At 53.8% G+C, this 26,366-nt stretch carries 29 protein-coding genes and 1 riboswitch; of the genes, 24 read left to right on the top strand and 5 right to left on the bottom strand.

What is annotated here, in order from left to right:
* Positions 1–6 precede the first annotated feature (6 nt).
* From R70723_RS08895 to R70723_RS08915, 5 genes are all read left to right on the top strand, one after another.
* Entirely contained in the window at positions 7–426 is a 420-nt protein-coding gene (locus R70723_RS08895; protein WP_039871461.1) for a DUF350 domain-containing protein, read from the top strand.
* A 143-nt stretch (positions 427–569) separates the two neighbouring features.
* Positions 570–1,109 (top strand): hypothetical protein, encoded by a 540-nt coding sequence (locus tag R70723_RS08900; protein ID WP_231574851.1) that lies wholly within the window; start codon positions 570–572, stop codon positions 1,107–1,109.
* 82 nt (positions 1,110–1,191) lie between these two features.
* On the top strand, positions 1,192–2,403 hold the full coding sequence (locus R70723_RS08905; RefSeq protein WP_039871463.1) for an MFS transporter: 1,212 nt from the start codon (positions 1,192–1,194) through the stop codon (positions 2,401–2,403).
* Between the two features lie 36 nt (positions 2,404–2,439).
* The gene (dcuS, locus tag R70723_RS08910; protein WP_047171077.1) at positions 2,440–4,044 is read left to right on the top strand and encodes a DcuS/MalK family sensor histidine kinase; all 1,605 of its coding nucleotides are present in this window, start codon (positions 2,440–2,442) and stop codon (positions 4,042–4,044) included.
* Entirely contained in the window at positions 4,041–4,772 is a 732-nt protein-coding gene (locus R70723_RS08915; RefSeq protein WP_039871465.1) for a response regulator, read from the top strand. Before dcuS ends, R70723_RS08915 begins: the two co-directional genes overlap by 4 nt.
* 126 nt (positions 4,773–4,898) lie before the next feature.
* Here the strand turns inward: R70723_RS08915 and R70723_RS08920 are convergent, their stop codons facing one another.
* Entirely contained in the window at positions 4,899–6,203 is a 1,305-nt protein-coding gene (locus R70723_RS08920; protein WP_039871466.1) for a hemolysin family protein, read from the bottom strand.
* A 197-nt stretch (positions 6,204–6,400) separates the two neighbouring features.
* On the opposite strand from R70723_RS08920, the gene R70723_RS08925 reads away from it, so the two are divergent.
* The 3 genes from R70723_RS08925 to R70723_RS08935 all read left to right on the top strand — a co-directional run bounded on the left by R70723_RS08925 (position 6,401) and on the right by R70723_RS08935 (position 9,745).
* Positions 6,401–6,958, top strand: coding sequence for an RNA polymerase sigma factor (locus R70723_RS08925; RefSeq protein ID WP_039871469.1), 558 nt, complete (start codon positions 6,401–6,403; stop codon positions 6,956–6,958).
* Positions 6,940–8,067, top strand: a complete 1,128-nt coding sequence (locus R70723_RS08930; RefSeq protein ID WP_039871470.1) for a DUF4367 domain-containing protein — start codon at positions 6,940–6,942, stop codon at positions 8,065–8,067. Before R70723_RS08925 ends, R70723_RS08930 begins: the two co-directional genes overlap by 19 nt.
* Positions 8,068–8,182: 115 nt before the next feature.
* Positions 8,183–9,745, top strand: coding sequence for a flavocytochrome c (locus R70723_RS08935; RefSeq protein WP_039871472.1), 1,563 nt, complete (start codon positions 8,183–8,185; stop codon positions 9,743–9,745).
* Positions 9,746–9,876: 131 nt separating this feature from the next.
* Here R70723_RS08935 and R70723_RS08940 read toward each other — a convergent pair whose 3' ends face one another.
* The gene (locus R70723_RS08940; protein WP_039871473.1) at positions 9,877–11,115 is read right to left on the bottom strand and encodes an NAD(P)/FAD-dependent oxidoreductase; all 1,239 of its coding nucleotides are present in this window, start codon (positions 11,113–11,115) and stop codon (positions 9,877–9,879) included.
* A 178-nt stretch (positions 11,116–11,293) separates the two neighbouring features.
* Between R70723_RS08940 and R70723_RS08945 the strand changes: the two genes are divergently transcribed.
* The 6 genes from R70723_RS08945 to R70723_RS08970 all read left to right on the top strand — a co-directional run bounded on the left by R70723_RS08945 (position 11,294) and on the right by R70723_RS08970 (position 15,302).
* Complete coding sequence (locus R70723_RS08945; RefSeq protein ID WP_039871475.1) at positions 11,294–11,527, top strand: hypothetical protein; 234 nt, start codon at positions 11,294–11,296, stop codon at positions 11,525–11,527.
* 56 nt (positions 11,528–11,583) lie between these two features.
* Positions 11,584–11,973 carry a spore coat protein gene (locus R70723_RS08950; protein ID WP_039871477.1) on the top strand — a complete coding sequence of 130 codons (390 nt, stop codon included), beginning with the start codon at positions 11,584–11,586 and terminating at the stop codon, positions 11,971–11,973.
* 277 nt (positions 11,974–12,250) lie between these two features.
* A complete protein-coding gene (locus tag R70723_RS08955; RefSeq protein WP_039871479.1) occupies positions 12,251–12,751 on the top strand; it encodes an Lrp/AsnC family transcriptional regulator in 501 nt (166 codons plus the stop codon).
* A 13-nt stretch (positions 12,752–12,764) separates the two neighbouring features.
* On the top strand, positions 12,765–13,985 hold the full coding sequence (locus R70723_RS08960) for an aminotransferase class I/II-fold pyridoxal phosphate-dependent enzyme (RefSeq protein ID WP_039871480.1): 1,221 nt from the start codon (positions 12,765–12,767) through the stop codon (positions 13,983–13,985).
* A gap of 98 nt (positions 13,986–14,083) precedes the next feature.
* Positions 14,084–14,326, top strand: coding sequence for an aspartyl-phosphate phosphatase Spo0E family protein (locus R70723_RS08965; RefSeq protein WP_081957312.1), 243 nt, complete (start codon positions 14,084–14,086; stop codon positions 14,324–14,326).
* 85 nt (positions 14,327–14,411) lie between these two features.
* Entirely contained in the window at positions 14,412–15,302 is an 891-nt protein-coding gene (locus R70723_RS08970) for an alpha/beta fold hydrolase (protein WP_039871481.1), read from the top strand.
* Positions 15,303–15,320: 18 nt separating this feature from the next.
* Here the strand turns inward: R70723_RS08970 and R70723_RS08975 are convergent, their stop codons facing one another.
* The gene (locus tag R70723_RS08975) at positions 15,321–16,028 is read right to left on the bottom strand and encodes a hypothetical protein (RefSeq protein WP_039871482.1); all 708 of its coding nucleotides are present in this window, start codon (positions 16,026–16,028) and stop codon (positions 15,321–15,323) included.
* Positions 16,029–16,238: 210 nt separating this feature from the next.
* On the opposite strand from R70723_RS08975, the gene R70723_RS08980 reads away from it, so the two are divergent.
* The 4 genes from R70723_RS08980 (at position 16,239) to R70723_RS08995 (ending at position 19,583) form a co-directional block, all read left to right on the top strand.
* A complete protein-coding gene (locus R70723_RS08980) occupies positions 16,239–16,802 on the top strand; it encodes a cob(I)yrinic acid a,c-diamide adenosyltransferase (RefSeq protein WP_039871483.1) in 564 nt (187 codons plus the stop codon).
* A gap of 1 nt (position 16,803) precedes the next feature.
* A complete protein-coding gene (locus R70723_RS08985; RefSeq protein WP_039871485.1) occupies positions 16,804–17,889 on the top strand; it encodes an RluA family pseudouridine synthase in 1,086 nt (361 codons plus the stop codon).
* 325 nt (positions 17,890–18,214) lie between these two features.
* Positions 18,215–18,583, top strand: a complete 369-nt coding sequence (locus tag R70723_RS08990) for an arsenate reductase family protein (RefSeq protein WP_039871486.1) — start codon at positions 18,215–18,217, stop codon at positions 18,581–18,583.
* 64 nt (positions 18,584–18,647) lie between these two features.
* A complete protein-coding gene (locus R70723_RS08995; RefSeq protein WP_047171079.1) occupies positions 18,648–19,583 on the top strand; it encodes a 5'-3' exonuclease in 936 nt (311 codons plus the stop codon).
* A 68-nt stretch (positions 19,584–19,651) separates the two neighbouring features.
* On the opposite strand, the gene R70723_RS09000 is transcribed toward R70723_RS08995, so the two are convergent.
* Positions 19,652–20,062, bottom strand: coding sequence for a peptide deformylase (locus R70723_RS09000; protein WP_039871487.1), 411 nt, complete (start codon positions 20,060–20,062; stop codon positions 19,652–19,654).
* A gap of 186 nt (positions 20,063–20,248) precedes the next feature.
* Between R70723_RS09000 and R70723_RS09005 the strand changes: the two genes are divergently transcribed.
* Together R70723_RS09005 and R70723_RS09010 are read left to right on the top strand one after the other, a co-directional pair.
* Positions 20,249–21,745 (top strand): alpha-N-arabinofuranosidase, encoded by a 1,497-nt coding sequence (locus R70723_RS09005; protein ID WP_039871488.1) that lies wholly within the window; start codon positions 20,249–20,251, stop codon positions 21,743–21,745.
* A gap of 15 nt (positions 21,746–21,760) precedes the next feature.
* The gene (locus R70723_RS09010) at positions 21,761–22,042 is read left to right on the top strand and encodes a hypothetical protein (protein WP_039871490.1); all 282 of its coding nucleotides are present in this window, start codon (positions 21,761–21,763) and stop codon (positions 22,040–22,042) included.
* Between the two features lie 138 nt (positions 22,043–22,180).
* Here R70723_RS09010 and R70723_RS09015 read toward each other — a convergent pair whose 3' ends face one another.
* A complete protein-coding gene (locus R70723_RS09015) occupies positions 22,181–23,113 on the bottom strand; it encodes an ArsR/SmtB family transcription factor (RefSeq protein WP_039871491.1) in 933 nt (310 codons plus the stop codon).
* Between the two features lie 126 nt (positions 23,114–23,239).
* Positions 23,240–23,428: riboswitch (cobalamin riboswitch) on the top strand.
* Positions 23,429–23,627: 199 nt separating this feature from the next.
* On the opposite strand from R70723_RS09015, the gene R70723_RS09020 reads away from it, so the two are divergent.
* The 4 genes from R70723_RS09020 to R70723_RS09035 are packed head-to-tail and all read left to right on the top strand — an operon-like array spanning position 23,628 to position 26,342.
* Positions 23,628–24,392 carry an energy-coupling factor ABC transporter permease gene (locus tag R70723_RS09020; protein WP_039871492.1) on the top strand — a complete coding sequence of 255 codons (765 nt, stop codon included), beginning with the start codon at positions 23,628–23,630 and terminating at the stop codon, positions 24,390–24,392.
* A complete protein-coding gene (locus R70723_RS09025) occupies positions 24,392–24,688 on the top strand; it encodes an energy-coupling factor ABC transporter substrate-binding protein (RefSeq protein ID WP_039871493.1) in 297 nt (98 codons plus the stop codon). Before R70723_RS09020 ends, R70723_RS09025 begins: the two co-directional genes overlap by 1 nt.
* On the top strand, positions 24,672–25,454 hold the full coding sequence (gene cbiQ / locus R70723_RS09030) for a cobalt ECF transporter T component CbiQ (protein WP_039871494.1): 783 nt from the start codon (positions 24,672–24,674) through the stop codon (positions 25,452–25,454). The genes R70723_RS09025 and cbiQ overlap by 17 nt, the downstream gene beginning before the upstream one ends.
* Positions 25,455–25,481: 27 nt before the next feature.
* Positions 25,482–26,342, top strand: coding sequence for an energy-coupling factor ABC transporter ATP-binding protein (locus R70723_RS09035; RefSeq protein WP_231574852.1), 861 nt, complete (start codon positions 25,482–25,484; stop codon positions 26,340–26,342).
* The last annotated feature ends 24 nt before the right edge of the window (positions 26,343–26,366 follow it).

The following is a 26,366-nucleotide window of genomic DNA, read 5'->3' on the forward strand; positions in this document are numbered from 1 at the left end:
GGAATTATGCAAGGAAATATTGATCTTTTGCTGGATCATCCGCTGGGCGCGCTGCTCGGTTATTTCGCTGTAGCCATTCTGGGCCTGGTAGTCTTCCTGTCCTTCTTTGAAATGGTGACCAAGTATAACTGCTGGGATGAAATCCGCAAGGGGAATTTATCGGTGGCCATGGCAACCGGCGGCAAAATATTCGGGATCTGCAACATTTTGCGCTTCAGCATTCAATCGGGAGATTCCATTTACGAGACAATGAAATGGTCACTGGTCGGATTTTTACTGCTGCTGCTCGCTTATTTCCTGTTTGAATTTATGACTCCGGTTTTTTCAATTGATGATGAAATTGCTGCGGACAACCGGGCTGTCGGGTTTACAGCATTGCTGATCTCGGTATCGCTGTCCTACGTGATCGGAGCCGCGATATCCTGAATTAGGAGTATAGCCGATGAAAATTCTGATCCGGGTGCTGTTTATCTCAGCTGTAGCATTCTTAGCCGCAGGAATTCTTTATCTTGTAATGAACTAGGGAATAAACTGTTATGTATATGTGAAGTAAGAAGGGGATCAAAATAATGGAAACAACTGTATGCCCGTGGTGCCATACTGAGATTGTATGGGACGAGGAGTTCGGGCCTGAAGAAACCTGTCCGCATTGCAACAATGAGCTTAGCGGCTACCGGACGATAACTGTAGGTGTGGATGATCTTGAAGACGAGGAGCCGGAGGCTGCTGAGGAAGCGGATGACGAAGAGATCAGTAATGACAGCCTGTGGGATGACGACGACAAGGAAGGCGTAGTCCCGATATATAATACGCTGAGCCAATTTGGAGAAGAGTATGATCTGCAGCAATACGAGCAGAGCGTGGCTGCAGTTCTGGCCGCACAGCTTGAAGCGCCGGAATGTCCGCAGTGCCATGAGCTGCTCGTACTCGCCGGCAGCCAGCCGGTCGCACAGTTTGAGCCGGCAGCATCCGAGGCGCTGGACCGGCCCATGCTGAAGGCTCCGTTTTCGCTGAATCTGTATGTATGCCCGTCCTGCTTCCATGTACAGCAGAGCCTGGCGCAGGAAGACCGCATTTCGTTTGTACGCAACCTGAGCACCGGGAAATAGCTGCAAATGTTTATAATCCGCCCTTCTGCCGGACAAGCTAAACTAGGCTTGGCAGTTCCAGATGGCAGGAGGGCGTTACGATTTGAACAAATCAACGGGTAATCAGGCAGCTCTGCTGCTTGCGGTGAACGGATTGTATCTGCTGGCGAGTGTGCTGGCAGGTACTTTTTTGAATGTTTATTTGTGGAAAGCGCGCCAGGATTACAGCATGATCGGCTGGTTTGCATTCAGCCAGCAGGTGGCGGTGGGGCTGAGCTTCTGGCTGGCCGGCAAATGGGTTAAAGAGCATAACAAAATGAATGCCCTGCGGCTGGGAATTGCCGTTTCGGGCATTTTTTATTTGCTGGTGCTGTGGATCGGAGATCATGCCTCCCGTTATATCTGGCCGCTTGGCCTGACACTCGGCGTATCGATTGGTTTGTTCTGGCTGGCCTTCAATATTATCTATTTCGAAATCACAGATGCGCGAAGCCGCGATCATTACAACGGCTGGATGGGGCTTCTCGGTTCGCTGACCGGCATAGTCGGGCCCTTTATGTCCGGCTGGCTGATTTCCAGGCTGGAAGGGCAGCGCGGGTACAGGGTGGTATTCATGGTCTCGCTCAGTATTTACGCTGCAGCTGCTGTACTGAGCTTTTGGCTGAATAAAAGAAAAAGCGAAGGGGCCTATCTCTGGCTGGAGCCGTGGAAGGAGCTGCGGCGGGACGGCAGCGGCTGGCGGCCGGTGGCTGGCGCACTGCTGTTTCAGGGCGTAAGGGAGGGCGTATTCTCCTTCCTCATCGGCCTGCTGGTATACATTGCAGCGCAGGAGGAGAGCAGGCTCGGACAGTTTGCCCTGATTACTTCGGCTGTATCTTTGCTTAGCTATTACGCCGCGGGAAAATGGTTCAAGCCGCGTTACCGTTCTGCGGGCATGCTCGCGGGCGGTATTCTGCTGGTGGCTGTGATGATTCCGCTGCTCTGGAAATTCAGCTACGGCACGCTGCTGCTGATGGGGATCGGCACCTCGCTCGTTATCCCGCTGTATATGCTGCCGATGACCTCAACCAGCTTTGACCTGATGGGTGAGTCGGCGGAGAGTGCCAGCAAGCGGGTGGAGTATGTGGTGCTGCGTGAGCTGAGCCTGATGAGCGGGCGGCTGCTTGGTATGCTCGTGTTCATCGGCGTGCTGTCAGTCAGCAGCTCCACCAAGGTCATTATTATACTCCTGCTTTGCTTGGGAGCGTCTCCGCTGGGCAGCTGGCTGATGCTCCGCCGCCGGCTTCGTCGCGCGGAGGCCGGCAATATGCCATAATGGAAGCAGGATAAGCCGGAGAGGACTTTTAAAGGAATGGCCAGAAAACATTTAATCGGTTTACGGACCAAGGTTGCCATAATGGTGTCAGCTGTTGTACTGCTGGTGCTGCTGGTGCTTTATTTTATTTTCAGAAATCAGATTATTCCCCAGACCCGTCATGCACTTGAGGATAAAGCATATGCGATAGCCCGTACCATTGCTATGATTCCGCTAATCTCCGACGGCTTGAATTCGGGTAGCAGTAAGGAAATCCAGGCCTATACCTCCAGAATTGCCCGCCGCAATGATATTATGTTTGTTGTTGTTATTGATATGAAGAGTATCCGTTATTCGCATCCGGACTCTGCGCTGATCGGCAAGACGTTTGCCGGCGGCGGCCAGCAGGCTGCACTGCGCGGTGAGGAGAGCATCTCGGAAGGGGAGGGCATGCTGGGGCGCTCGCTTCGGGCTTTTGTCCCCGTGTATGCGGGCCAGGGACATCAGGTTGGCGTTGTTGTTGTAGGGCTTTCAATGGAGAGGGTACAGAAGCTGGTCAGACAAAATGAATGGACACTGATTGCCATCCTCCTGTCGGGTGCGCTGCTCGGGGCGGGCGGTGCTTTTATTCTTGGCCTCAAAATAAAGCGGATGATGTTCGGCATGGAGCCTGCAGACATATCCAGGCTGCTGCAGGAGCGCAGTGCGATGCTGCAGTCCATACGCGAAGGCATTATCGCTGTGGATGATAAGGCCGTTATTACAATGGTCAATGTGGAGGCTGAGCGGCTTCTGGCCAGAGCCGGCATTGCCGGAAACGGAATGACGCGCAGCATCAGTGAATTCTGGCCGGAGCTCAGGCTGGAGCAGGTGCTGACCAGCGGTGAAGCCCGGCAGGACCGGGAGCTTGAGCTGAACGGGATCACCATACTTGTAAGCTGTGTCCCGGTCCGGGTAGGCGGTGAAATGGCCGGAGCAATCGCCACCTTCCGCGACAAAACCGAGCTGGTTGTCCTGGCGGAACGCCTGTCCGGTATCTCGGTGTATGCAGATGCCCTGCGTGCCGGGGCACATGAGTTCATGAATAAGCTGCATGTGATCATGGGCATGACGCATATGGGGCTTTATGAGGAGCTGCAGCAGTATATCTCAGGAACGGTCAGTAATTACCAGAAGGAGGTTGGCTCCATCACCAGGCAGATCAAGGACCCGGTCATGGCCGGCTTCCTGCTGGGGAAGCTCAGCAGAGCACGGGAAACAGGGACGGAGCTTATGCTGGACGGAGACAGCTATCTCCCCGAGGCCGCAGATCCGCAGACCATTCACGAGCTTATTACGATTGCCGGCAATCTGCTGGATAATGCGATGGATGCGCTGGAAGGGCAGGAGGCCAAGGAGATTAGGCTTGCTTTTCATTATGACGGCGGAATTCTGCGCTGCGTTGTACAGGATAACGGTCCCGGTATTCCGGAGCAGCTGCAGGAGCAGATTTACACTCAGGGCTTCTCCACCAAAGGGGAAGGCCGGGGCTTTGGCCTGTATCTGGTGCATAAAAGCGTGGAAAAGCTGGGGGGACGGCTGGAGATGATCTCCGGAAGGGCTAAGGGAGCCGAATTTACCGCAGAAGTACCTTATGCAGTAAAGGATGGGGAAATAATATGAACATTAAAGTGCTGATCGTCGAGGATGACCCGATGGTCGCTAAATTTAACCGCCATTATCTGGAGCAGGTGGAGGGCTTTGAATTTGCAGGCTGGGTAGCCTCGAGCGGCGACGCCGCCAAGGTGCTTGCCGGGCAGGAAATTGATCTGGTGCTGCTGGATATCTACATGCCGGGAACGAGCGGCCTGGAGCTGCTGTCGGCCTTGCGCGAGCAGGGCGGCACAGCCGACATTATCATTATCTCGGCCGCCAGCGACAATGCCAGCATCCGTAAGGCATTGCAGCTCGGTGCCGTCGATTATCTGATCAAGCCGTTTGAATTTGCCCGCTTCCAGGCGGCACTGACTGCCTACAGGGAGGACTATTACGCCTTGATGAAGCAGGAGGAGCCGCTCAGTCAGGAGCAGCTGGATAAGCTTCTGCGGCATACTGCGGGGCCAGAAGACGAGAAGGCCGCAGCACTGCTGCCCAAAGGGCTGTCGGAGGGAACGCTGCTCAGCATCTGGAATGCAATCCTTCAGCTGCAGCATCCCGTATTCTCTACAGAGGATATTACTGCCGGAGCACCGATATCGCGAATCTCCGTGCGCAAATATCTGGCTTTTCTGAAAGACGCAGGTGTGCTTGAGATGGAGATCAGCTACGGCGCGGTCGGCCGCCCGGTGTATATGTACACTGTGACTGCTGACGGGCATGACATTATAAGTAAATATATCAGCAGCCGGTAAAAGCAAAAAATGAAAAACCGAAAAGGACCCCCGCGGGTCCTTTTTAGGCTGTATATTTTCTGTCATTGCAATGAAGGTCCTTTAGACGGGCAGCACGCCTAAGCCCCGCGGACTACAGCCAGTCTCTCACCCGGCCGTACTATTCAGCGTAACCTTAATTTTGCGGATGCGGCGCTGGCCTACCTCCTGCACGGTAAAAGTGTATCGGCCATAGGTGAACTCAGGCTTTTCCTGCGAGGAGGGGATCCAGCCGATCTGCCCGATTACAAAACCGCTGATTGTATCGTAATCCTCCACCGGCAATTTGGCGGTAAGCACCTGCTGCACCTCACGCAGATTCATCGTACCGTTGAACAGGTATGACTGGTCATCAAGCACCGTATATTCTTCCTCGTGCTCATCATATTCATCGTAAATATTGCCGACAATCTCTTCAAGCAGGTCCTCCAGCGTAACAATCCCGGCTGTGCCTCCATACTCATCAACCACTACGGCAAAATGCACACGGTTCTGCTGCAGCTCCTCAAACAGCTCATGCGTCTTTTTGGATGTAGAGACAAAATAGGGGCGACGTGCCAATTCCCGTAAGTTCCATGAGCCGCCGCTGCCCCCGTTAACAAACCGGATCAAATCCTTACTGTGCAGAATTCCCACAATATTGTCTATATGATTCTCATACAGCGGAAAACGGCTGTAGCCTTCCTTCTCCGCCCTCCGGGCCACCTCTTCAGGTGTATCATGCACTGACAGCGCAGTAATGTCGGTCCGGTGGGTCATAATATCCGACACCTGCTTGTTGTCAAAGTCAAAAATATTGTTGATCATCAGCTTCTCGGCAGCCTGGATCGTTCCCAGCTGGGTTCCGCTGTCGAGCATCATCCGGATTTCTTCCTCGGATACCTCTTCATCCTTCTCATTAGGGTCCACACCGAATAACCGGACGAGGAGATTAGTGGACGCGGTTAACAATTTTACAAAAGGGGCCGCTATCTTTGACAGCAGGTTAAGCGGTGACGCAACGAACATGGCAATGGTATCGGCTTTTTTCATAGCCACTCGTTTGGGGACAAGCTCGCCTAGCACAAGTGTCACATAGGACAGAATCAGGGTGATGAAAATCAAGGAAATAGTATCAAGAATGTTATCCGCGATGGGAACACCAAGGGAAACGAGCAGGGCAGACAGGTCACCGGCAAAATTCTCGGCAGCAAAGGCGCTGGCCATAAAACCGGCAAGGGTAATCCCGATCTGGATCGTCGCCAGAAAACGGCTCGGCTCCTCGAGCAATCCCTGAAGCAGCTTGGCTTTCGCGTTGCCTTCCTGGGCCATCAGTCTAATCTTGTTGTCGTTCAGTGAGATTAAAGCCATTTCTGAAGCTGCAAAAAAAGCGTTAACAAGGATCAGCACTAAAACAACGACTAGCTCAATCAAATTACACGCACCTCCCGATAATGTGGAACAACAATCCGGCGGATGTTATCCCATACTATATACTTAACCTAAATATCCTGCGTACATTCCTACACTTATATACAGTTCATTTAGTATTTTAAAATAAATGTCACGCCTCAAGCTGCCCAAGTGTTATATCTATAAGAAACAGAAAAAAAAGAAGAAAGGAGACCAGCGTGGATTCCATAGAAGAGAAGATCAGGAGGATACAGGCCGGGGAAGGCAGCCTGTTCTCAGATGTGATTAGGCTGTACCAGCAGCAGATCTATCTTTACTGCTTCCGGCTGTTGAACAGCAGGGTAGAGGCGGAGGATGCGGTGCAGGATATCCTGATTAAGGCTTATCAGAATATTGGGCAATACAAGCCGCAGGCGGGCTTCGTATCATGGCTTTACACAATCGCTTACCATCATTGTCTGAACCAGCTGAGGCGGCAGAAATTTCAGCTTCAGCTGCGCAAGCTTCTCCGGCAGGAGGTTAAAGTGAGCAGCGCAGAACAAGTAGTCGAGAACAGTCTGTTCAGTGAACCGGTTTCAACCTCTCTGGGGAAGCTGAGTGCGGAAGACCGGAATTTGCTGATACTGCGTATTTATGAAGAAAAATCGTTTGCGGAAATCGGCGAAATTCTGGGCGTCAGCACGGCTACTGCACGCAAAAGATATGAACGGACCAGAACCAAGCTGAAAAAGGTGCTGGAGAGAAAGGAGATACAACTGTGGACAAGATTCAATTGACCCCGGAGGAGCGGTTTCTGAAGGACGGGGACCGGTCTGCCGGTTTGATCCCCGTTGATGTTCATGAACCGGTAATGAAAGCGCTCGGTCTTGGCGCAGACTTGCCCGCTGCAGAAGAGCAGATCTCTCCGCCAACCGGAGAGACTCCTAACATTATGCGCAGGCTGGAGGCAGAAGCCGGAACGATGCAGCGCCGGAAGCGAATCCTGCGGATTCCCATTCAGGGCTGGGCAGCGGCACTTTTTATAATAGTCCTGCTGGGTGGCGGCTATACCCGGTATTCCGGTGAACTCCGGCAGGGAAGCCAATTTCAGTACAAGGTGCTGCCCTATAAGCCTATTCCGGCAACGAACTCAGGCGGTATGATAATGAAGCCGGATGAACCTCTGATCCCCTGGCCGGCCCAGGCGCAGACGAGCAAGGAAGATGAACTTTATAAGATGAAATATTCACAGGGCTACAGTGCCATAGAGACGCTGCTGCATTCCGGTGAGTTCGCCACTTATGTTATCAAACGTGAAGACAGGGATGAACAAGCTCATCTTGGCTTGTACTGCCCTCCGATTATAGTCAAGGACTATTCTGCTTATATGGCCAGTGTAGAGAAGTACCATGCTCCGGAAGTGAAGCAGCCGGGAGATATGCCGGAAGGGTATACCTTGGATGAGGCGGTAATCAAGCCTTCACTTATAAAGGTTGAAGATGATAAGCAGTTTGAAGGCGAAGGCGAGATTGACCTGGGAGACGGCTTCCGGCTGACCTGGAAACGGGAGAAGGCGGAAAACATTGCTTATGATTCTTCTACACTGGTATACAAGAAGGGGAAGAACCAGGTGAGAATCAGTGCCTCGCGTGTTGATGAAAATACTGACCTTGCAGAAAGCCTGCTGTGGACCGAAACGACAAAAGTGGAGAATATTGATATCGGCGGCAAGCAGCTCATTTATCTCGAACCCTCCGGCAATGAAAAGATTGATCTGGGCTATAAGTATAGAATGGTCTGGTCTGATCCCGAAGAACAAATCATCTATAATATGTCGGTTCGTCAGGAGAAGGCTGAGCTGACAAAGGATGAGGTTATCCACATTGCAGCCGGTATGATAAATTAACTAAGTTCAGTTACTTTAGTTACAAAACGTTTTCTTTAATTACGTAAGCTTCCAAAGCCCCTGTACACAGGCTATGATAATTGTGAAAATATGCACAAGGGGGCAACGGTTATACATGAAAAAGAAAACAGCAGCCGCTCTTCTTCTCATTCTCTCCGTTATTCTGGTTATCGCGGGCTGCGGTAACGGAAACAGCAACAGCACTAATACGGAAAATAACGCAAGCGGGAATAAGAGCACTAACAGCGCGGCAGCCGCAACGGAGGCACCGAACGGGGCAGAAGCCGTTTCCGGGGCATCAGTTGCCAGCTATACACCACTGGATCAGTTACAAGACAGCTACGACATTATCATTGTCGGTGCCGGCGGAGCAGGGATGACCGCTGCGCTGGAAGCAAAGGCGAAGGGCCTGAGCCCGGTTATTTTGGAGAAAATGCCGGTTGCCGGCGGGAATACAACAAAATCCTCCTCCGGGATGAACGCATCCGAGACCAAGTTCCAGAAGGAGCAGGGCATCGAGGACAAAAACGATCTGTTCTATGAGCAGACTCTGAAGGGCGGGCATGATACCAATGATACAGAAATGCTCCGTTTCTTCGTGGACAATTCCGCTGCAGCAATTGACTGGCTCGATTCCATCGGAATCCGGCTGAACAATATTACCATCACCGGGGGCATGAACGAGAAGCGCACCCACCGTCCGGAAGACGGCTCGGCCATTGGCCAGTATCTGGTTAAAGGTCTGGTGCAGAATGTCCAGGAGCAGGGAATCCCGCTGTTCGTCAATGCTGACGTGCAGGAAATTACTCAGCAGGACGGCAAGGCTAACGGTGTAAAGGTTCTGTTCAACCAGGCGGACGAAAAAATCATTACAGGCAAAGCGGTCGTTGTAACTACAGGCGGCTTCGGCTCCAATATGGATATGATTACAGAAGTAAGACCGGATCTTGAGGGTTATGTGACCACTAACCAGATTGGCAGCACCGGCGACGGCATCAAGATGATTCTGGCACTGGGCGGAACGACCGTTGATATGGAGCAGATCCAGGTTCACCCGACAGTACAGCAGGACAAATCCTATCTGATCGGCGAAGCTGTCCGCGGTGAAGGCGGTCTGCTCGTCTCAAATGAAGGCACACGGTTCACCAATGAGCTGGATACACGCGATAAAGTAACAGCAGCCATTAATGCCCTTCCTGAAAAAGCAGCTTATCTCGTCTTTGATTCCGGTGTGAAAACCCGTGTTAAGGCAATTGAGCAGTATGAAAAGATGGGCTTTGTCATCCAGGGCGATTCGGTCCAGGCTTTGGCTGAAGCAATGCAGGTGCCTGCTGACAAGCTACAGGCCACACTTGATACCTGGAACGCCGCAGTTGCCGGTAAACAGGATACCGAATTTGGCAGAAAGACCGGGATGGATCATGATCTGTCCGCAGGACCGTTCTATGCCATCAAAATCGCTCCGGGGATTCACTATACCATGGGCGGTGTGAAGATCAACACGAATACTGAAGTACTGGATAAAGACGGCCAGCCGATTGCCGGTTTGTTCGCTGCAGGTGAAGTAACGGGCGGACTGCACGGCGAGAACCGCATAGGCGGTAACTCTGTTGCCGAGATTATTATCTTCGGCCGCCAGGCTGGTATTAAATCTGCAGAGTTTGTACAGGCCCAGTAAGAGATCCGGCTTTCTGCTGCCGTATCTTTACAGCACAAAAAACAAACAGCAGGAGTTCCGGCTCATATGAGCGTGGCTCCTGCTGTTTTTATGTTTTTTAAGACGGTAGCAGATGTAAGAATAACTTATTGCTAAGCCTCCACGGCAGGCTCCGGCACCGGCTTGGAGCTCCGGGTCAGCGAGAACAGCTCAAGCTCCGGCCGGTGGCGGCCGGCCAGCGTATCCGCCAGCAGCTCGGCTGCAATTAAGCTGTAGACCGTTCCGTTGCCGCCGTAGCCTTCAATGAAATAGGAATGCGGATAATCCGGGTGCGGGCCTATCAACGGGAGTCCGTCCCGCGTGGTGCCAAAAAGAGCACCCCAGGCATACTCAGTCTCAACACCCTTAGCCTCCGGAAAGAGCGCCGCAACCTCCTCCAGCAGCTGCCGGCACTGGGAGAGCACCCGGACCTCGCGCCGCTCGGGGTCAGTAAGCTGCTCATCCTTGCCGCCGGCAATAATACAGCCGTCAGGTGTGGTCCGGAAATAAAGATAGGGCCGGGCCGTTTCCCAGATCAGGCTCTGCTCATGCCATTTAGGCAGCTTGGCCAGCGGGCGGGTCTTAATGGCATACGTGTTGATCAGCTCTGCACCGCGGTCCTTTTTCATCTCCTGGGTCTCATAGCCCATAGCGAATACGACTTTTTTGGCAAAAATTCTGCCCCGGTCTGTATAGCAGGTAACCCCGTCAGCGTGGTATTCATAACGAACAGCACGGGTATGCTCATAAATACGGACACCGCCGGAATGTGCCTTGTCAATCAGACTGTGGACCATCCGGAACGGGTTCGTTTCGGCATCACCCTTGGAATACAAGGCTGCAGGTTTGGAGAAGGAGTAATGGGCCCCGATCATGTCTGCATCCCAGAACTCCGAATGAAATCCGTGGGTGGTCAGCGTTTCGTGCTCCTGCCGGAGCAGCGGAACATCCTCCGGCGTGCTGGCGTAGAGCAGGCTGCTGCGCGGAATGATCTGGGTATCGATATCAAGCTTGCCAGGCAGGTCCAGAATTTTATCCAAAGCTTCCCGGCATAATTTATAGAACAGTACACCGCTAGCTTCACCAAATGTATTGATGCATGAAGTCAGCGTTTTATCATTGGCGATCTGCAGCAGGCCGGTATTGGCGTGGGAGCTTCCGCCGGCGACCGCTCTTTTATCAATCAGGACGGTTGAAGCTCCGCTGAGCGACAAGCGGTAGGCCATCATGGCCCCGCCCATGCCTCCGCCGACGATCAGGCAGTCGCAGGATAGGTCCTCCTCCAGTGAAGGATAAACCGGACAGCCGCTTAAAGTGGCTTCCCATGGCATCTTTCCGCTGTTAAGTCTCATATGTCTCTCTCCTTAGTGAGATTCCGATAGGGTAGTATTGGCAGTCCTGTTTGTACTGATGCACAGGAGGCAGGACCATTTTATTTTGATGACGGGTAAGGTACGGCTGCTACATAAACTTGAAGCACCAGCGGCATAATAAGGACTGCTTGTACATTAAGAAGGAGGGAATTACAGAATGCACTCAAACCAAATGCAGGCGTTAAGCGGCAAGGAACTGGAATACATCGCTGACTCCATCTCCAATGAGGATTTGCTCATCAAGCAGCTGGCTGCCACCGCAGGTACAACCCAGAACCAGACGGTGCAGCAGATTTGCGTTCAGCAGATCCAGAGCCATTCCCAGCACATGAATACGCTGATTCAGCTGATGCAGCAGCACCAGCAATACGCGCCGGCACAGCCGCAATAATGACATGAATTTCTTTTAGTACGGAATCTATATCCAAAAAACAGGAGGTAATGCTAGTGTACGCACAAAACGGAACCGCATTTATGGCAGATGAGGACTTGCTGAATACTGTGCTGGCGGATTTGAAGCGCACAGTGCGCGAATATACAACCGCTGCAACCGAATCGAATTGTCCGACTGTCCGCCGGACCTTTAATGATTTGACCATGGACACGCTGCGGCTGCAGGGAGAGCTCTATACCCAGATGTCTCAGCTGAACATGTACACTGCACCGGGTAAAGCGCTGCGCCAGGATGTGGATAAGCAGATCCAGACCGCCCATCAGACGCAGGCGAAATGCCAGCAGTTTGTACAGCAGAAAACAGGCGGCGCGGGAGCATACAACCAGGCGGGAATACCTGCGCATCAGCCGAATGTTCAGAATCACAACCCTTACTATATGTAAACCTGCCCGGCGGCCGGTGAAGCATAGTAAATACTGCTGCTTTTAAGAGCTGTACAGAGTCCGTTCATACCGGGAATCCCGGCAGAACGGGCTTTTTCTGCTGCTGAGGATAGTGGCGGAGCCCATGTATGAATAAGCTGTACGGTCAGCAGCGGGACTCACGCAAGGTGATTTTGTTTGCAGAAGCGACATTTTCGTGTCATATTAGTATTAAACTCTTTTCGCTGGTGCCGCGCTGAAGATGTAAGGCGGCAGGCGAACTATCCGGGGGGAAGGCATGAAGGAAATGGACGAATTAAAGAGGAAAGTGCTGGAACTGCTTAAGGAGGACGCCCGGAGCTCTGCGGCGCTGATGGCGACCCTGCTTGGAGCGGAGGAAGAAGATGTTAAGACGGCGATTGAGCAGATGGAAAAGGATCATGTTATCGTAAAATATGCGACTGTCGTCAACTGGGATAAAGTGAGCGATGAGCGGGTTACTGCGCTGATTGAAGTGCAGATTACACCTGAGCGCGGACGCGGCTTTGAAGGCATAGCGGAGCGCATCTATCTGTACCCGCAGGTGAAATCGGTCTATCTGATGTCCGGCGCCTATGACCTGCTGGTCGAAGTCGAAGGACGCAATCTCCGTGAGGTCGCCAATTTCGTATCCGAGAAGCTGTCGCCGATTGATTCGGTGCTATCCACCAAAACCAACTTTACGCTCAAAAAATACAAACAGGACGGTATCATCTTTGAAGAGCATGAAGAGGACAACCGTCTGCTGATATCTCCGTAAAGGAAGTAATCATATGATCACGAATAATCAGAAGCAGACCGGAGAATCAGGCAAATCCATGAATTCCTATCTGGCGCCGCTGGTGCAGCAGATCCAGCCGTCAGGTATCCGCAAATTCTTTGATCTGGCCGCAGGCAGCAAGGATATCATCTCACTCGGTGTCGGCGAGCCCGACTTCAAGACGCCTTGGCATGTCAGGGAAGCCTGCGTTTATTCACTGGAAAGAGGCTTTACCGGCTACACCTCGAATGCGGGGATGCCGGAGCTGCGCGAAGGAATCGCCAATTACCTGCATTCCCGGTTTGCCGTTACCTATAACCCTGCCGACCAGATTATTGCAACGGTAGGCGGCAGTGAAGCAATCGACCTGGCGCTCCGCGCGTTGATCTCGCCCGGAGACGAAATTCTGATTCCTGAGCCGTGTTATATTTCCTATTCCCCGATTACAGCCATCGGCGGAGGAATTCCGGTCGGAATCGAAACCTTTGGCGAGAATAACTTCAAATTAACGGCTGCAGATCTGGAAGCCAAGATTACACCGCGCTCGAAGATCCTGATCCTGTGTTATCCGAGCAATCCGACCGGGGCCATCATGACCCGTGAGGACTGGGAGCCGATTGCCAAGGTAGTCGAGAAGCATGATCTAATCGTCATTTCCGATGAGATTTACGCCGAGCTGACCTACGGCAGCAATCATGTAAGTTTCCCGTCGCTGCCCGGCATGATGGACCGGACGATTCTGGTCAGCGGCTTCTCCAAAGCCTTTGCCATGACCGGCTGGCGGATGGGCTATGCCTGCGGGCATCCTGATCTGATCTCCGCGATGCTGAAGATCCACCAGTACACCGTGATGTGCGCCCCATCCATGGGCCAGGTAGCTGCTCTCGAGGCGCTTACTAACGGGATGGAGGAGAAGGACCGGATGACGGATTCCTATAACCAGCGCCGCCGCCTGATCGTCAAGGGCCTGCGCGAGGCCGGCCTGGATTGCCATGAGCCGCAGGGCGCTTTCTACGCATTCCCGAGCGTCCAGCGGACCGGCCTTACTTCAGACCAGTTTGCCCAGCGCCTGCTGATGGAGTACAAAGTTGCGGCAGTACCGGGCAGTGTGTTCGGTCTCGGCGGCGAAGGCTATCTCCGCTGCTCCTATGCGACATCCGTAGCACAGCTGAATGAGGCCATCGAGCGGATCGGTGCTTTTGTCCAGCAGCTGGAACGGGAGCGGACGGAATAGGACAGCTGTTATTGCGGTGAGCCGGAGGATAGCAATCAATGGCACTTCTTCTTAGTATATGGTATTATTTTACTATTCCATTTCATTAGGGGGAACGAATGATGCTCATAGGCGATTGTTACCTGTCTCCCTACGGCGGGGGAAGCTATCCGCAGAGCGGGCATTCTGCTGTTGATGCTGCTGCGCGCAAGCGGACACTGGAAGATGAAATTCTGGTTCTCCGCAGCAGAATGGAGCAGATATTTGTCCAGGAGAAATCCTTTACCTCCGAGCTTGTCATTGAGATCAGCTGTCTGCTGGACCGCAAAATTAATGAATATATGAGGGGAGCCTACCACTAAGCCTGGCTTATGTGGAAATCCCCTTTATAGGGAGAGCCTTCGGGCTCTTTTTTTATGACTAACTTAACCGAAGGGCGGAATGGTCATGGTCAAGGTATTCAAAAGCGAGGCCGGTAAAATACAGGTGCTGCAGTCCTATGATGAGCTTTTAGGACAGTGGGGGGTGGATTTTCAGGAGCTTGATATTGCTACGCCATACGGGACAACCCATATCATCACGGCTGGTGATGCCGCTTTGCCGCCGCTGCTGCTGTTTCACGGTGTAGGTGATAATTCGGCGGTGATGTGGCTGCTGAATATGAAGGCGCTGTCACAGCATTTTTACTGTATTGCGGTCGATACACTGGGCGGTCCCGGCAAAAGTATGCCGGATGCCAGCTTCACTAAACAGGCCTTTAATCAGGTGGACTGGATCAGCAGGGTGGCTGACGGACTGGGACTGGAGCAATTTTATGCGGCAGGCGTGTCAAACGGGGCGTATATGGCCTTTAACTACACGGTTAACGAGCCAGATAGGGTGCTGAAGGCTGTCTGTATGGAAGGCGGGATGGTCACTGCACCGTTAAAAAGCATGCTGCAGACGCTTACGATGATGTTCCCGGAGCTCCTTGTGCCGACCCGTAAAAATCTGCTTAGGGTGGTGGGCAAGCTCAGTTCACCGGAATCCCGCCTGTCCGAAAAGCATCCAGAAGTGGCTGAGCATATAGTCCTTCTAATGAAGAATCACAACCAGCAGGCGATGTTTGTACATAAGCTGCAGTTATATGACCAGGCCAAGGCAGCCGGTGTGCGGGAGAGGCTGTATTTTGTGCTCGGGGATTACAAGCTGGACCGGAAAAAGGACTTCACAAGCGTACTGGACGCCGGCAATTTCCGTTACAAGGTCATTCAGGGCTCAGGTCACGGTGTTAATCATGAGCAGCCGGAGCGCGTGCACCGGGAAATGATTGATTTTCTCAAAAGAGACCTATTGTAACCGCTCAAGCCCTGAAGCTTATTGTCCGTTCCTGCGTGCAGCCCTGCGTCTTCCGGTATAAATCGCCACCCCGGAGCTCACAAGCGTCAGGATAAAGAACAGAAAATAATCAACCAGCTCCCGTTCCGGGTTGCTGTAATAATTAAAAATATTGGCCGCGATAAATAGCAGCACCAGAAGCACGTCATTCCTCCGCTGTTTGCGCCGGTTATCGCCGGATATTTTGTCGCTAAAGCTCTTATAGCCGTTATAATCCTCAATGAAGGCCGCGTCCGCCCGCGAGGTGTTCTCTTCACTGTGCTTGTACAAAAGGGAGTGCAGCAGCGTTGCATTCCTGTATTGGCTGCCTATGATAATTCGCGAATGCTGGGGGCTGTATACGAAAAATGCGCCTTCGTTCAGCTCCACATAGATTCGGTCAAGATCAAGCGTAACGATTTTTTTGTATTCCCTGTAACGCATTGTCTTGTTGTCCAGTTCCACAAAGGAATTGCTGATCTGAAAAATATAAGCCAGGCTGAGCAGCAGAAACAGGGCGCCGAGGCTGACCAGCAGTAATAATGCTCCGGTTTCAGCCTGATATAAGCCGTACCCGATAAAAAATAATGACATAAGAATGGTACAGGCGGCAATTACATAATGATAGCGCGACATACGGAAAACTAACGGATAAGGCTGATTTCCCGTTTCGGCAGGCTCAATCCTCGGATTTATTCGTACACGCATCACTATCAGCCTCCCTGGGAGCTTGTTTACCGCTATATTAACCAAATAATTCCTTGCTAATCTGGATTGGATACTGAACGGGCGTACAAGCAAAAATGCTGAGGCAGTTATTTACATGGCAGAAATGCCGCGCTTTATTTGCCTAATCTGTACAGATGCGATTACACTATAATTATGTGATTTATTGTGCTGAGGGGGAGGAAGAACACTATGGCGATTTATACGCGTACGGGGGATAAAGGAGAGACTTCGGTGATCGGCGGCCGGGTCGGCAAGGATGATGTCCGTGTTGAGGCCTATGGAACGATAGATGAGCTGAACTGCTTTGTCGGGCAGGCCCGGAGCCTGATGGAGGATGAGAAATTCAGTGATGTGCGGGAGCAGCTGCTGGAGATTCAGCACGAGCTGTTCGACTGCGGCTCGGATCTGGCCTTTGTGAAGCTGAGCGAGAATAAGTATAAGGTGAAAAGCGAGATGGCTGTCCGCCTGGAAGGCTGGATTGACCAGTTGCAGGCGGAGAATCCGGTGCTGGAGCGCTTCATCCTGCCGGGAGGCAGCCAGCTGTCCTCAGTGCTGCATGTCTGCCGCACAGTCTGCCGGCGGGCGGAGCGGCGCGCGGTTACGCTTGGGCGCAGCGCAGACATTAATCCGGAGGCGGTTATCTATCTGAACCGGCTGTCGGATTATTTCTTCGCGCTGGCGCGGGCGGCAAATACAAGGCTGGGAATTGCTGATGTGGAATATGTGCGCAGCAAAAAGGTGTTCCGTAAATAAAATGAGCAGCTACTACCCGCCGATAACCTATATTGTGCCGCAGTCCGAGGACGGCTGGCTGCTCAAAACCATTCTGCAGAAGCGGATGGATGTCTCCCGCAAGCTGCTGTCCAGGCTCAAAATGACCGAGCAGGGCATTATGCTGAACGGTGAACGTGTCTACATCAGTGTTAAGGTTGCCGGCGGTGACCGGGTGGAGATCCGGATGGAGCAGGAGACGTCCGTCGACATCCTGCCGCAGGACATCCCCTTTGATATCCTCTATGAGGATGAGCACCTGCTGGTAGTCAACAAAGCCGCAGGGATTATTGTACACCCGACGCACGGGCATTACACAGATACACTGGCTAACGGAGTAGTTCACTACTGGGCGGCAAAAGGGGAACAGTACCGCTTCCGGCCGGTTCACCGGCTGGATCAGGAGACCTCCGGCGTGCTGGTAATTGCAAAGAACCCTTACAGCCACCAGCATATCTCCGAGCAGATGATCGCCGGCACGGTGGACAAGCGTTATGCCGCTTTTGTGCACGGAGTGCCTGCTTCGCCTGCCGGCGATATCGATGGTCCCATCGACCGGGACCCGGCAGAGCCGCACCGGCGGATTGTGACGCCGGACGGCTATCCCTCCTTGACCCGCTATGAGGTCAAGGAGGTCTATGGAGACCGCGCGGCACGGGTCGAGCTGAAGCTGGAGACCGGCCGCACCCACCAGATCCGGGTGCATATGAGCTCGGTCGGCTGCCCGCTGATCGGCGACGGCATGTACCGGCACCCGCTGTACGGGCGGGGCCCGGGCGGGGAGCGGCTGGAGGGCGCCGCCGGTGAGGCAGACGCTGTGCTGCCGGCCGCAGCACATGAGCCGGCTGAACCGGAGCTGCCTGCCGCGCAGCAGCTGACGGCAGAGGAAGCAGGGCAGCTCGCGGGCATAGCGGAGCTGGATGCGGCGATTCCGCGCCAGGCGCTGCATGCGGTGCGGCTGTCGTTCCGGCATCCGGTCGGGCTGGCCGGGCTGGTGTTTGAAGCACCGCTGCCGCCGGATATGGCCTTGCTGGAGCAGAGGCTGCGCCAGGATGCCGGCGGCGAGTAGCCTCGAGGCTGGCGCGTATGGTGTATGGCCGAAGAGTGCATCCTCACTCAGCTGAGGCCGGATTAGTTGGATTATCGACCACTAATTTGAGTTTTTACAGCTGCTATTGCTGATTAGGTGGAAAAAGGTAACCTAACTGCGCCGTTTAGGCCATTTATAGAGCTAGCGCCGGAATTAAGTAACAAATTTCCACCTAATTTCGTTTTGGCGTGGATTTTTGGAGAAATAGATGACTATTTTTCAACTAAATTTCGTTAAAGAGGGACGGTTCGTTGTAAGATGAACGATCCAGTCCCGGACATAACATTTACCTAAGGAGTAAGTCATGAGTCACTTAAAAGTCTATCAATACCCGAAATGCAGTACCTGCCGCAGTGCGGTGAAATGGCTGAAGGAGCAGGGGCATGAGCTTGACCTGCAGCATATTGCCGAGCAGCCTCCTACAGTAGAAGAGCTTCGTGTGCTGGTGGCGAACAGCGGCCTGCCGCTGAAGAAGTTTTTTAATACGAGCGGTGAAGTGTACAAGGAGCTGGGCCTCAAGGACAAGCTGGCCGGCCTCAGTGAGGATGAGCAGCTTGAGCTGCTGACAGGTCATGGAATGCTGATCAAGCGTCCTGTGGTCACAGACGGTAAAAAGGTCACTGTAGGCTACAAAGAAGAGCAATATGCGGATGCCTGGAGCAGCACCGAATAATAGCATTAGAGCAAAATCAGCATTAATCCAGACTAATTAAACAGACAATAAGGAGAGGTTACACATGAGTTCAGAAACAACGGGCCGGGTAATGATCGTCGATGGAATGGCTCTGCTGTTCCGGGCCTTTTATGCGACCTCTTATGGAGGATATATCCGCAAAACGAAGGCCGGGCTTCCGACCAATGCGGTGTACGGATTCTTGCAGTATTTTTTCGACGCGGTAAGCACGTTTGAGCCTTCCCATGTGGTCTGCTGCTGGGATATGGGCAAGGGGACCTTCCGTACGGAGAAGTATGACGGCTACAAGTCGAACCGGATTGAAGCGCCGCTGGAGCTGATTCCGCAGTTTGATCTGGTAAAAGAAGTGGTAGCGGAGCTTGGCGTTCCCAATATCGGGCTGGCCGGCTATGAGGCGGATGACTGCATCGGCACACTGGCTGCCTGCTACGGCGGGGAGTCCGAGGTCTACATTCTCACCGGTGATCATGATATGCTGCAGCTGGTTACAGACAACGTCAAGGTTATTATTATGAAAAAAGGCCGCTCCAACTATAAGGTGTATGATCCGGCGGAGCTGTTGGAGGAAAAGGGCCTTACGCCAAGGCAGGTCATCGATCTCAAGGGCTTCATGGGGGATACGAGTGACAATTATCCGGGAGTCAAAGGCATCGGCGAAAAAACAGCCTTGAAGCTGCTGACCGAATACGGCAGCGTGGAGGGCGTAATCGAGAATCTGGAGGCACTGCCTAAGGGCGTACGCTCCAAAATCGAAGCCGATCTGGACATGCTGCATCTGTCCCGCGAGCTGGCGGAAATCCGCTGTGATGTGCCGGTGGTCTGCACTTTGGCAGAGTGCCTGTGGGAGCTGCAGCGCGACACGGCAGCCCGCAAATTCCAGGAGCTGGAGTTCGGCAGCCTGATGCATCTGATCGGGGGCATCGCCGAGGCCCGTGATGAGCGCGGGATCGTACAGATTGAGCTTGGGGATCTGGGTTAAATTGCTCTAATAAAAAAGCGCCTCTGGACCGTTTGCGGTCCGGAGGCGTTTTTGTGATCATACCCGTCTCAAATAATAATGCCCTCGCAGTGATCAACCTCATGCTGGATAATCTGGGCTGTGAAGTCGCTGAAGACCTGCTTCTGCTGCTTAAAATTGCGGTCCAGAAATGCTACCTCAATGGACTTATAGCGTGTAGCGGGCCGAACGCCTTCCAGTGAGAGGCAGCCTTCCTCTGCTTCATAGGCGCCGCTACGTTTGGTGATAACCGGATTAATCATGCCTACGTGAACCGGTCCGATGCTGAAGGCAATGATGCGTTTATTTACACCGATCATGTTAGCTGCCAAGCCCACACACCGCTCAGCATTTGCCCGCAGCGTGTCCAGCAGGTCATCCAGCACCTGGAGGTCCTCCTTAGTTGCCGGAACGGACTTCTGGCTCAGGATAATCATATCTTTACAAATGGGTCTGATCATAATTTTTCTCCATGTCTGCTTTATTTGGCTGTAAGCCGTCACTGCTATAATAGCACTTCGAGATTAGCCGGAACAATGTGAGCCATGATTTAAAGATTGACGGAAGGAACTGGCAATGCTTATAATATTAATATATAAGTTTAATAATTAATATTTATATTAACTAATGAGAGGTGGCATTTTTTTATGACTCAGCGAGCAGTACTGAATGCAGACATCCGCAAAGGCACGATTAACCGCAATATTTACGGTCATTTTTCCGAGCATCTGGGACGCTGTATTTACGAAGGGATCTGGGTGGGAGAGGATTCCCCGATTCCAAATACAAAGGGTATCCGCAACGATGTTGTGGAAGCGCTTAAGGAAATCAAAATTCCGGTGCTCCGCTGGCCGGGGGGCTGTTTTGCCGACGAGTATCACTGGAAGGACGGCATCGGTCCGCGCGAAGGCCGCAAACGGATGATTAATACGCACTGGGGCGGCACGGTGGAGAACAACCATTTTGGCACCCATGAATTTATGGAGCTGTGCGCCATGCTGGAATGTGAGCCTTACATCAACGGCAATGTGGGCAGCGGCACTGTTCAGGAAATGTCCGAGTGGGTGGAGTATCTAACCTTTAACGGCGTGTCCCCGATGGCTGAGCTGCGTACAGAGAACGGCCGCGAGGAGCCGTGGAACGTATCCTATTTTGGCGTGGGGAATGAGAACTGGGGCTGCGGCGGCAACATGCGTCCGGAATATTATGCCGATCTGTACCGGCGTTACCAGACTTATGTGCGCAACTACGGTGACAACAAGATTCACCGGATTGCATGCGGCGCGAATGTGGACGACTATAACTGGACGGAAGTGCTCATGCGTGAGGCAACCCGGTTTATGGATTCACTGACTCTGCATTACTACACTATTCCGACCGGTGTATGGAATAATAAGGGTGCAGCTACAGGCTTTGAGGCCAAGGAGTGGTTCTCTACTCTGGAAGCGGCACTCCGCATGGATGAGCTGGTTACCCGCCACAGTGTCATTATGGATAAATACGATCCGGAGAAGCGCGTCGGCCTGATCGTTGACGAATGGGGTACCTGGTATGATGTAGAGCCGGGAACGAACCCTGGCTTCCTGTACCAGCAGAACTCGGTCCGCGATGCGCTGGTGGCCGGACTTACGCTGAATATTTTCCACAAGCACAGCGACCGGGTACGGATGGCGAACATCGCCCAGACGATCAACGTGCTGCAGGCTGTCATTCTTACCGAAGGCGAGAAAATGCTTCTGACTCCTACGTATCATGTGTTCAACATGTACAAGGTGCATCAGGATGCGCAGCTGCTGGATCTGGCAGTGGAGAGCGGTGCCTACAGCTTCGAGGGCCGTGAGATTCCTGAGGTATCGGCTTCTGCTTCCGTGGATGCGGAGGGCGTCATTCATGTGAGCCTGTGTAACCTGAACCACGCTGCAGCGGCCAAGCTGCCGCTGGAGCTGCGCGGACTGGCTGGTGAGGACGTTGAAGTTACAGGCACAACGCTGGCTGCTTCGGCAATGGATGCCCATAATACCTTTAGTGAGCCTGAAGCGGTAGCTCCACAGCCGTTTACTTCCTTCCAGCTGGATAAAGGTATTCTTAGCCTGGAGCTTCCTCCAATGTCGGTTACGGTGCTGGCCATCAAGCAGAAGGCTTAAGGCGGGGATTCAGAGATGAGCACAGCTTCCGCCTGCAAAGGCTGCCGGGAAGAATACAAGGTAACGGAGGCGCAGATTGCCCGGATTCTGGCCTCCTCCATGTTCAATCCGGACAACACCGCTCCGGAGGAGGTATATGCTGCCCGTTATGCCCTCTGTTCGGCATGTCCCAAGCTGCAGGACGGTGTGACCTGCACAGCCTGCGGCTGCATCATTCCGGTCGTCGCGCGGCTCAAAGCGCGCGGTTGTCCGCTGCCGGGAGGCGGGCTGTGGCAGCCGATGCCTGCGGAGGGTTAAGTGTCCGGACAGGTCAGGGTTCACTTAAACAGTCGGGCTGACAGCCCGCATTATACAGCAAAGCGGCAGTCATGGACGGGAAATAACCTCCATGGCTGCCGCTTTTTTGTGCTGCTGATTGTGTTACGGGTCTTATTGTTACTCCGCCGGCTCCGCAGCTGCGCTGCCGTCTGTATAGAACAGCTCGATGACCAGGTCATCGTTGTAATTGCCGAAGCCTTTGCCGAACAGGGTAAGCCCGCCGATATGCTCGGCGTTCTCCTCGACGGAGAGCCGGAAGGTCCATTGCTTGTCACGGATCCCGACCTGGCCGAGTGTGACATCGGAGAGCTTAAGGCCGTCCATAAAGGTTCCCTTCGGCGTGACACGCAGCTGCTTGAGCAGCCCGTACTGGTTGGTCAGCGCCGGCCACCAGGCGGGAGTATACTTGCCGCGGCTGTCTCCGTAATCACCGGGACTTGTCCAGAAGCCGAGTACGGTGCCGTTCAGGGTAAAGGTGATGTCTGAAGGCCAGTTGTTATTGATCGACGGCGCCTCAGAGGCGATCTCCATCGTAATGATGAGCTCCTCCGGCTGCTGGCTGGATAAGAGGAAATTGGGGATTTTGTATTCGACGAAGCCCTTGCCGAACCAGAGAATACCGGCATTCATCCGCTCCATATCCCAGAAATACCGCGGATCGTCGAAGCTGCCGATCACCTGCGCAGTGGTTGCAAGCCCGCAGGTCGGTTCAATCTGGAAGTCTGAATAATGCCCGACGGGAATCTCCTTGCGGTGTGCTTTGCGCTGCTCAATGTCCGGTGCAGGAAAGAGGATTTCTGCCCGCTCGGCGGCCAGCGAGCAAATCTTCTGCAGCCCGCTTTTGCCGGGAGCCATATGGGTGCGGATCAGTCCGGCGGCCTCCAGCTTGCGGACGTGCATGGTCATGATGGCGCTGCTCAGATTAACGGCACCGGCCAGCTCTTTAACGTTCATCGGCTGAACGGCAAGCAGCCGGAGCATATGCAGCCGCACAGAGCTGGACAACGCCTCATAGACCGGCAGAGACTCTTCGGTAAGATCAAGTTTCATGGTAAACCTCCGATACATATTAACTAATTAATAATTATATTAGTTAAATGGAATTAATACAAGTTAAATCCGGCTTCACTTTTATCACAGACAAGTCCGGCTCAGGCTTAATATAATGTACACGACAAAATAGCCAGCGAACAAGGTGCCCTTGCTGCAGCAAGGGGTAACAGGGAATCGGGTGCAACTCCCGAGCGGTCCCGCCACTGTAAGAAAGAGCCGGGCTCCAGCATGTCACTCGGGTAAGGACCGGGGAAGACGGGGCAGGGCGTTTGTATTTCGAGCCAGGAGACCTACCTTGCGAGCGGACACCATGACTCTACGCGGATAGGAGCGGTGTACGAATAGGCTGTAGAAATGAAGGCACCAGCTGCCGCTGGGTTGAAGTCCTGCTATTGGCGCGGGAGGCCTCTTTTTTGCATGCCTGATGACGTACATATCACTCCCGACCCATGAGGGGCGGGAGTTTTTGGTTTGCAGCTGTACCAATCATGAAAACTTGGGAGGAAAAGAAATGAAGAAACGAGGAGCTTGGAGCTTTGCGGTCCTGGTTGCCGTATTTACCGTCTATTTTTTGCTGAATGAACCGGGGACGGCTGCGGCGATGCACATTATGGAGGGATTTTTGCCGGTCGGCTGGGCTGTTTTCTGGTGGGCGGCGTTTATCCCGTTCTTTATTCTGGGCATTATCAAATTGAAAAAAATGACCAAGGACAACCCGGAGCTGAAGCTGCTGCTCGGCTTGTCCGGAGCCTTTACCTTCGTGCTGTCAGCGCTCAAAATGCCTTCCGTTACCGGCAGCAGCTCCCATCCGACCGGAACCGGGCTCGGCGCCATTATGCTGGGACCGCTGCCGATGAGTGTGGTCGGCTCGGTGGTGCTGCTGTTCCAGGCGCTGCTGCTGGCGCACGGCGGGATAACGACGCTTGGGGCGAACGCTTTTTCAATGGCGGTGGCCGGACCGTTTGCCGGGTATGCGGTGTATAGGCTGATCATGAAATCCGGTAACCGTGAAAAGCTGGCTGTATTCTGTGCCGCAGCGGTCGCGGATCTGACGACCTATGCAGTGACTTCATTTCAGCTGGCTGTTGCTTTCCCGTCGGCGGATGGCGGGGTGCTGGGTTCACTGATGAAGTTCGGCGGGATTTTTGCTGTAACCCAGATTCCGCTTGCGGTAAGTGAAGGGCTGCTGACAGTGCTGCTGTGGAACTGGCTGAAGTCGTACAGTCCGAATGAGCTGTCGCTGTTAAAGCGGCAAGCCAAGGGGGGAAGCCTGTAATGAAAACCATGTGGAAAAACGGTCTGATGCTGCTCGCGGTCGTACTGCTGGTCGTGCTGCCGCTGCTGTTTGTAAACGGGGAGTTCGGCGGGGCCGATGATGCTGCGGAGGGTGTGATCAGCGAGATTGACCCCAGCTATGAGCCCTGGTTCAAGCCGCTGACCGAGCTGCCCGGTGAAACCGAAAGCATGCTGTTTGCGCTGCAGGCAGCAATCGGAGCCGGAGTGATCGGATATTCTATCGGGCTGCTGCGGGGCAGGCAGGATAAGCAGAAGCTGAATGATCAGAAGAATTGATGCCTTGTCCGGAAGTAACGCGCTGCGTGCACTTTCTCCAATGTGGAAAAGCTCCTTCGCTGCAGTGATGTTCATCCTGTCCTATACGCTGCATCCGGCGCTGCAGGGCATCATTGCCGCCTGGATGGTTGTATGGTGCACCGTATATGCCCGGATTCCGCTGCGTGCTTACGGGCTGCTGGCCGGTACGGCGCTGCTGTTCTACATTCTGGGCATGCCGGCGCTCCTGCTGGAGCTCGGTCATCCGGCAGCCGGAGCTGCGGCCGGGGTGTATCAGCTCCCGGCTCTGCCCCTTTATATTACGGCTGAAGGCCTGCAGCGCGCAGGGTACTTGCTGGTTAGAATTGCGGCTTGTATGAGCTGTTTTTTGTTCATTATTTTTACAATACCTTTTACTGAGCTGCTGCAGGTGCTCCGCAGGCTGCGGCTGCCGCAGATTGTACTGGAGCTGATGCTGATTATGTACCGGTTCCTGTTTATTCTCAGCGATACCGCCCATGGTATGCTGCTGGCCCGGAGACTGCGCGGCGGGAAAAGGAGCTTCAGGGATAAGCTGGGTGAGACGGCAGCCATGGCCGGAACGCTCTTTGCCGGTACCATGCACCGTTATTACGGGCTGGCGCAGGGGCTGATGACCCGCGGATATACGGGGGAGATTATGCTGCCGCCCTATCAGCCGCGGCCGGTACCGCGCAAATTCACTATCCGGGCGTATACCGGGATAGCGCTGCTGCTGCTTGCGCAGTGGTGGATAGTCAGCCACTAGAGGATATCCGGCCGGAGAAGGCACGGAATGAAGGAGATTACATTAACGATGGAATACAATCTGGCTTTTGACGGTGTCTTATTCTGTTATCCGGATACAGCTGAGCCGGCGCTACGGGGGCTGAGCTGTACAGTGCCGAAGGGCAGCCGGACAGCAGTGCTCGGCCGTAACGGCTCAGGCAAATCCACGCTGCTGCTGCATGCGGTCGGCGTTCTGCGCCCGCAGGAGGGCAGCATTACGGTTGCGGGAGGACGGCTGGCTTATAGCCGGAAGGAGCTGGCGGCGCTGCGCCGCAGGGCCGGCCTTGTGTTCCAGGACCCGGAGCAGCAGCTGATTCTGAGCACCCCGCAGGATGATATATCCTTCGGCCTGCGCGGCACCGGAATGGGCGAGGCAGAGATCCGGCAGCGCTGTAATGAGGTGCTCGGACTGCTGAATCTGGAGGAGATCAGAGACAAGCCCGTCCATCAGCTCAGTCTGGGACAGAAAAAGCGCACGGCGCTTGCAGGTGTGCTGGCAATGGAGCCGGAGCTGATCCTGCTGGATGAGCCGACATCCTACCTGGACCCGCAGTCTGAAGCGCAGCTGCTCTCGGGTCTGGAGAGGATACATGCAGCCGGGGCAACCGTTGTGATGGCGACGCATGATATGAACCTGGCATACAGCTGGGCGGACTGGGTCATTGTGCTGGACCGGGGCAGCTGCCGGGCGGCAGGGACGCCGGAGGAGATTTTTGCCGGCGGGGATGTTCTGCGGGACGCCGGCCTGGGGCTGCCGCTGCTGGCAGAGCTGTGGTACAGCCTGCCCGGACAGCTGACAGCAAGACAGCCGGCCCCAAGGAATGCCGGGGATTTCAAGGCTGCACTGGCCCGGCTGCTTGGCAGCTGAACGGAGCGGCATTACGAATAATTT

This window comes from Paenibacillus sp. FSL R7-0273, assembly GCF_000758625.1.
Lineage (GTDB): Bacteria > Bacillota > Bacilli > Paenibacillales > Paenibacillaceae > Paenibacillus_AQ.

Excerpts from the sequence above, each read along its gene's own strand:
- R70723_RS08895 (WP_039871461.1), top strand. The coding sequence starts at position 7 with ATGCAAGGAAATATTGATCTTTTGCTGGATCATCCGCTGGGCGCGCTG.
- R70723_RS08900 (WP_231574851.1), top strand. The coding sequence starts at position 570 with ATGGAAACAACTGTATGCCCGTGGTGCCATACTGAGATTGTATGGGAC.
- dcuS (WP_047171077.1), top strand. The coding sequence starts at position 2,440 with ATGGCCAGAAAACATTTAATCGGTTTACGGACCAAGGTTGCCATAATG.
- R70723_RS08915 (WP_039871465.1), top strand. The coding sequence starts at position 4,041 with ATGAACATTAAAGTGCTGATCGTCGAGGATGACCCGATGGTCGCTAAA.
- R70723_RS08935 (WP_039871472.1), top strand. The coding sequence starts at position 8,183 with ATGAAAAAGAAAACAGCAGCCGCTCTTCTTCTCATTCTCTCCGTTATT.
- R70723_RS08940 (WP_039871473.1), bottom strand. The coding sequence starts at position 11,115 with ATGAGACTTAACAGCGGAAAGATGCCATGGGAAGCCACTTTAAGCGGC.
- R70723_RS08945 (WP_039871475.1), top strand. The coding sequence starts at position 11,294 with ATGCACTCAAACCAAATGCAGGCGTTAAGCGGCAAGGAACTGGAATAC.
- R70723_RS08955 (WP_039871479.1), top strand. The coding sequence starts at position 12,251 with ATGAAGGAAATGGACGAATTAAAGAGGAAAGTGCTGGAACTGCTTAAG.
- R70723_RS08960 (WP_039871480.1), top strand. The coding sequence starts at position 12,765 with ATGATCACGAATAATCAGAAGCAGACCGGAGAATCAGGCAAATCCATG.
- R70723_RS08965 (WP_081957312.1), top strand. The coding sequence starts at position 14,084 with ATGATGCTCATAGGCGATTGTTACCTGTCTCCCTACGGCGGGGGAAGC.
- R70723_RS08970 (WP_039871481.1), top strand. The coding sequence starts at position 14,412 with ATGGTCAAGGTATTCAAAAGCGAGGCCGGTAAAATACAGGTGCTGCAG.
- R70723_RS08975 (WP_039871482.1), bottom strand. The coding sequence starts at position 16,028 with ATGCGTGTACGAATAAATCCGAGGATTGAGCCTGCCGAAACGGGAAAT.
- R70723_RS08980 (WP_039871483.1), top strand. The coding sequence starts at position 16,239 with ATGGCGATTTATACGCGTACGGGGGATAAAGGAGAGACTTCGGTGATC.
- R70723_RS08985 (WP_039871485.1), top strand. The coding sequence starts at position 16,804 with ATGAGCAGCTACTACCCGCCGATAACCTATATTGTGCCGCAGTCCGAG.
- R70723_RS08990 (WP_039871486.1), top strand. The coding sequence starts at position 18,215 with ATGAGTCACTTAAAAGTCTATCAATACCCGAAATGCAGTACCTGCCGC.
- R70723_RS08995 (WP_047171079.1), top strand. The coding sequence starts at position 18,648 with ATGAGTTCAGAAACAACGGGCCGGGTAATGATCGTCGATGGAATGGCT.
- R70723_RS09000 (WP_039871487.1), bottom strand. The coding sequence starts at position 20,062 with ATGATCAGACCCATTTGTAAAGATATGATTATCCTGAGCCAGAAGTCC.
- R70723_RS09005 (WP_039871488.1), top strand. The coding sequence starts at position 20,249 with ATGACTCAGCGAGCAGTACTGAATGCAGACATCCGCAAAGGCACGATT.
- R70723_RS09010 (WP_039871490.1), top strand. The coding sequence starts at position 21,761 with ATGAGCACAGCTTCCGCCTGCAAAGGCTGCCGGGAAGAATACAAGGTA.
- R70723_RS09015 (WP_039871491.1), bottom strand. The coding sequence starts at position 23,113 with ATGAAACTTGATCTTACCGAAGAGTCTCTGCCGGTCTATGAGGCGTTG.
- R70723_RS09020 (WP_039871492.1), top strand. The coding sequence starts at position 23,628 with ATGAAGAAACGAGGAGCTTGGAGCTTTGCGGTCCTGGTTGCCGTATTT.
- R70723_RS09025 (WP_039871493.1), top strand. The coding sequence starts at position 24,392 with ATGAAAACCATGTGGAAAAACGGTCTGATGCTGCTCGCGGTCGTACTG.
- cbiQ (WP_039871494.1), top strand. The coding sequence starts at position 24,672 with ATGATCAGAAGAATTGATGCCTTGTCCGGAAGTAACGCGCTGCGTGCA.
- R70723_RS09035 (WP_231574852.1), top strand. The coding sequence starts at position 25,482 with ATGAAGGAGATTACATTAACGATGGAATACAATCTGGCTTTTGACGGT.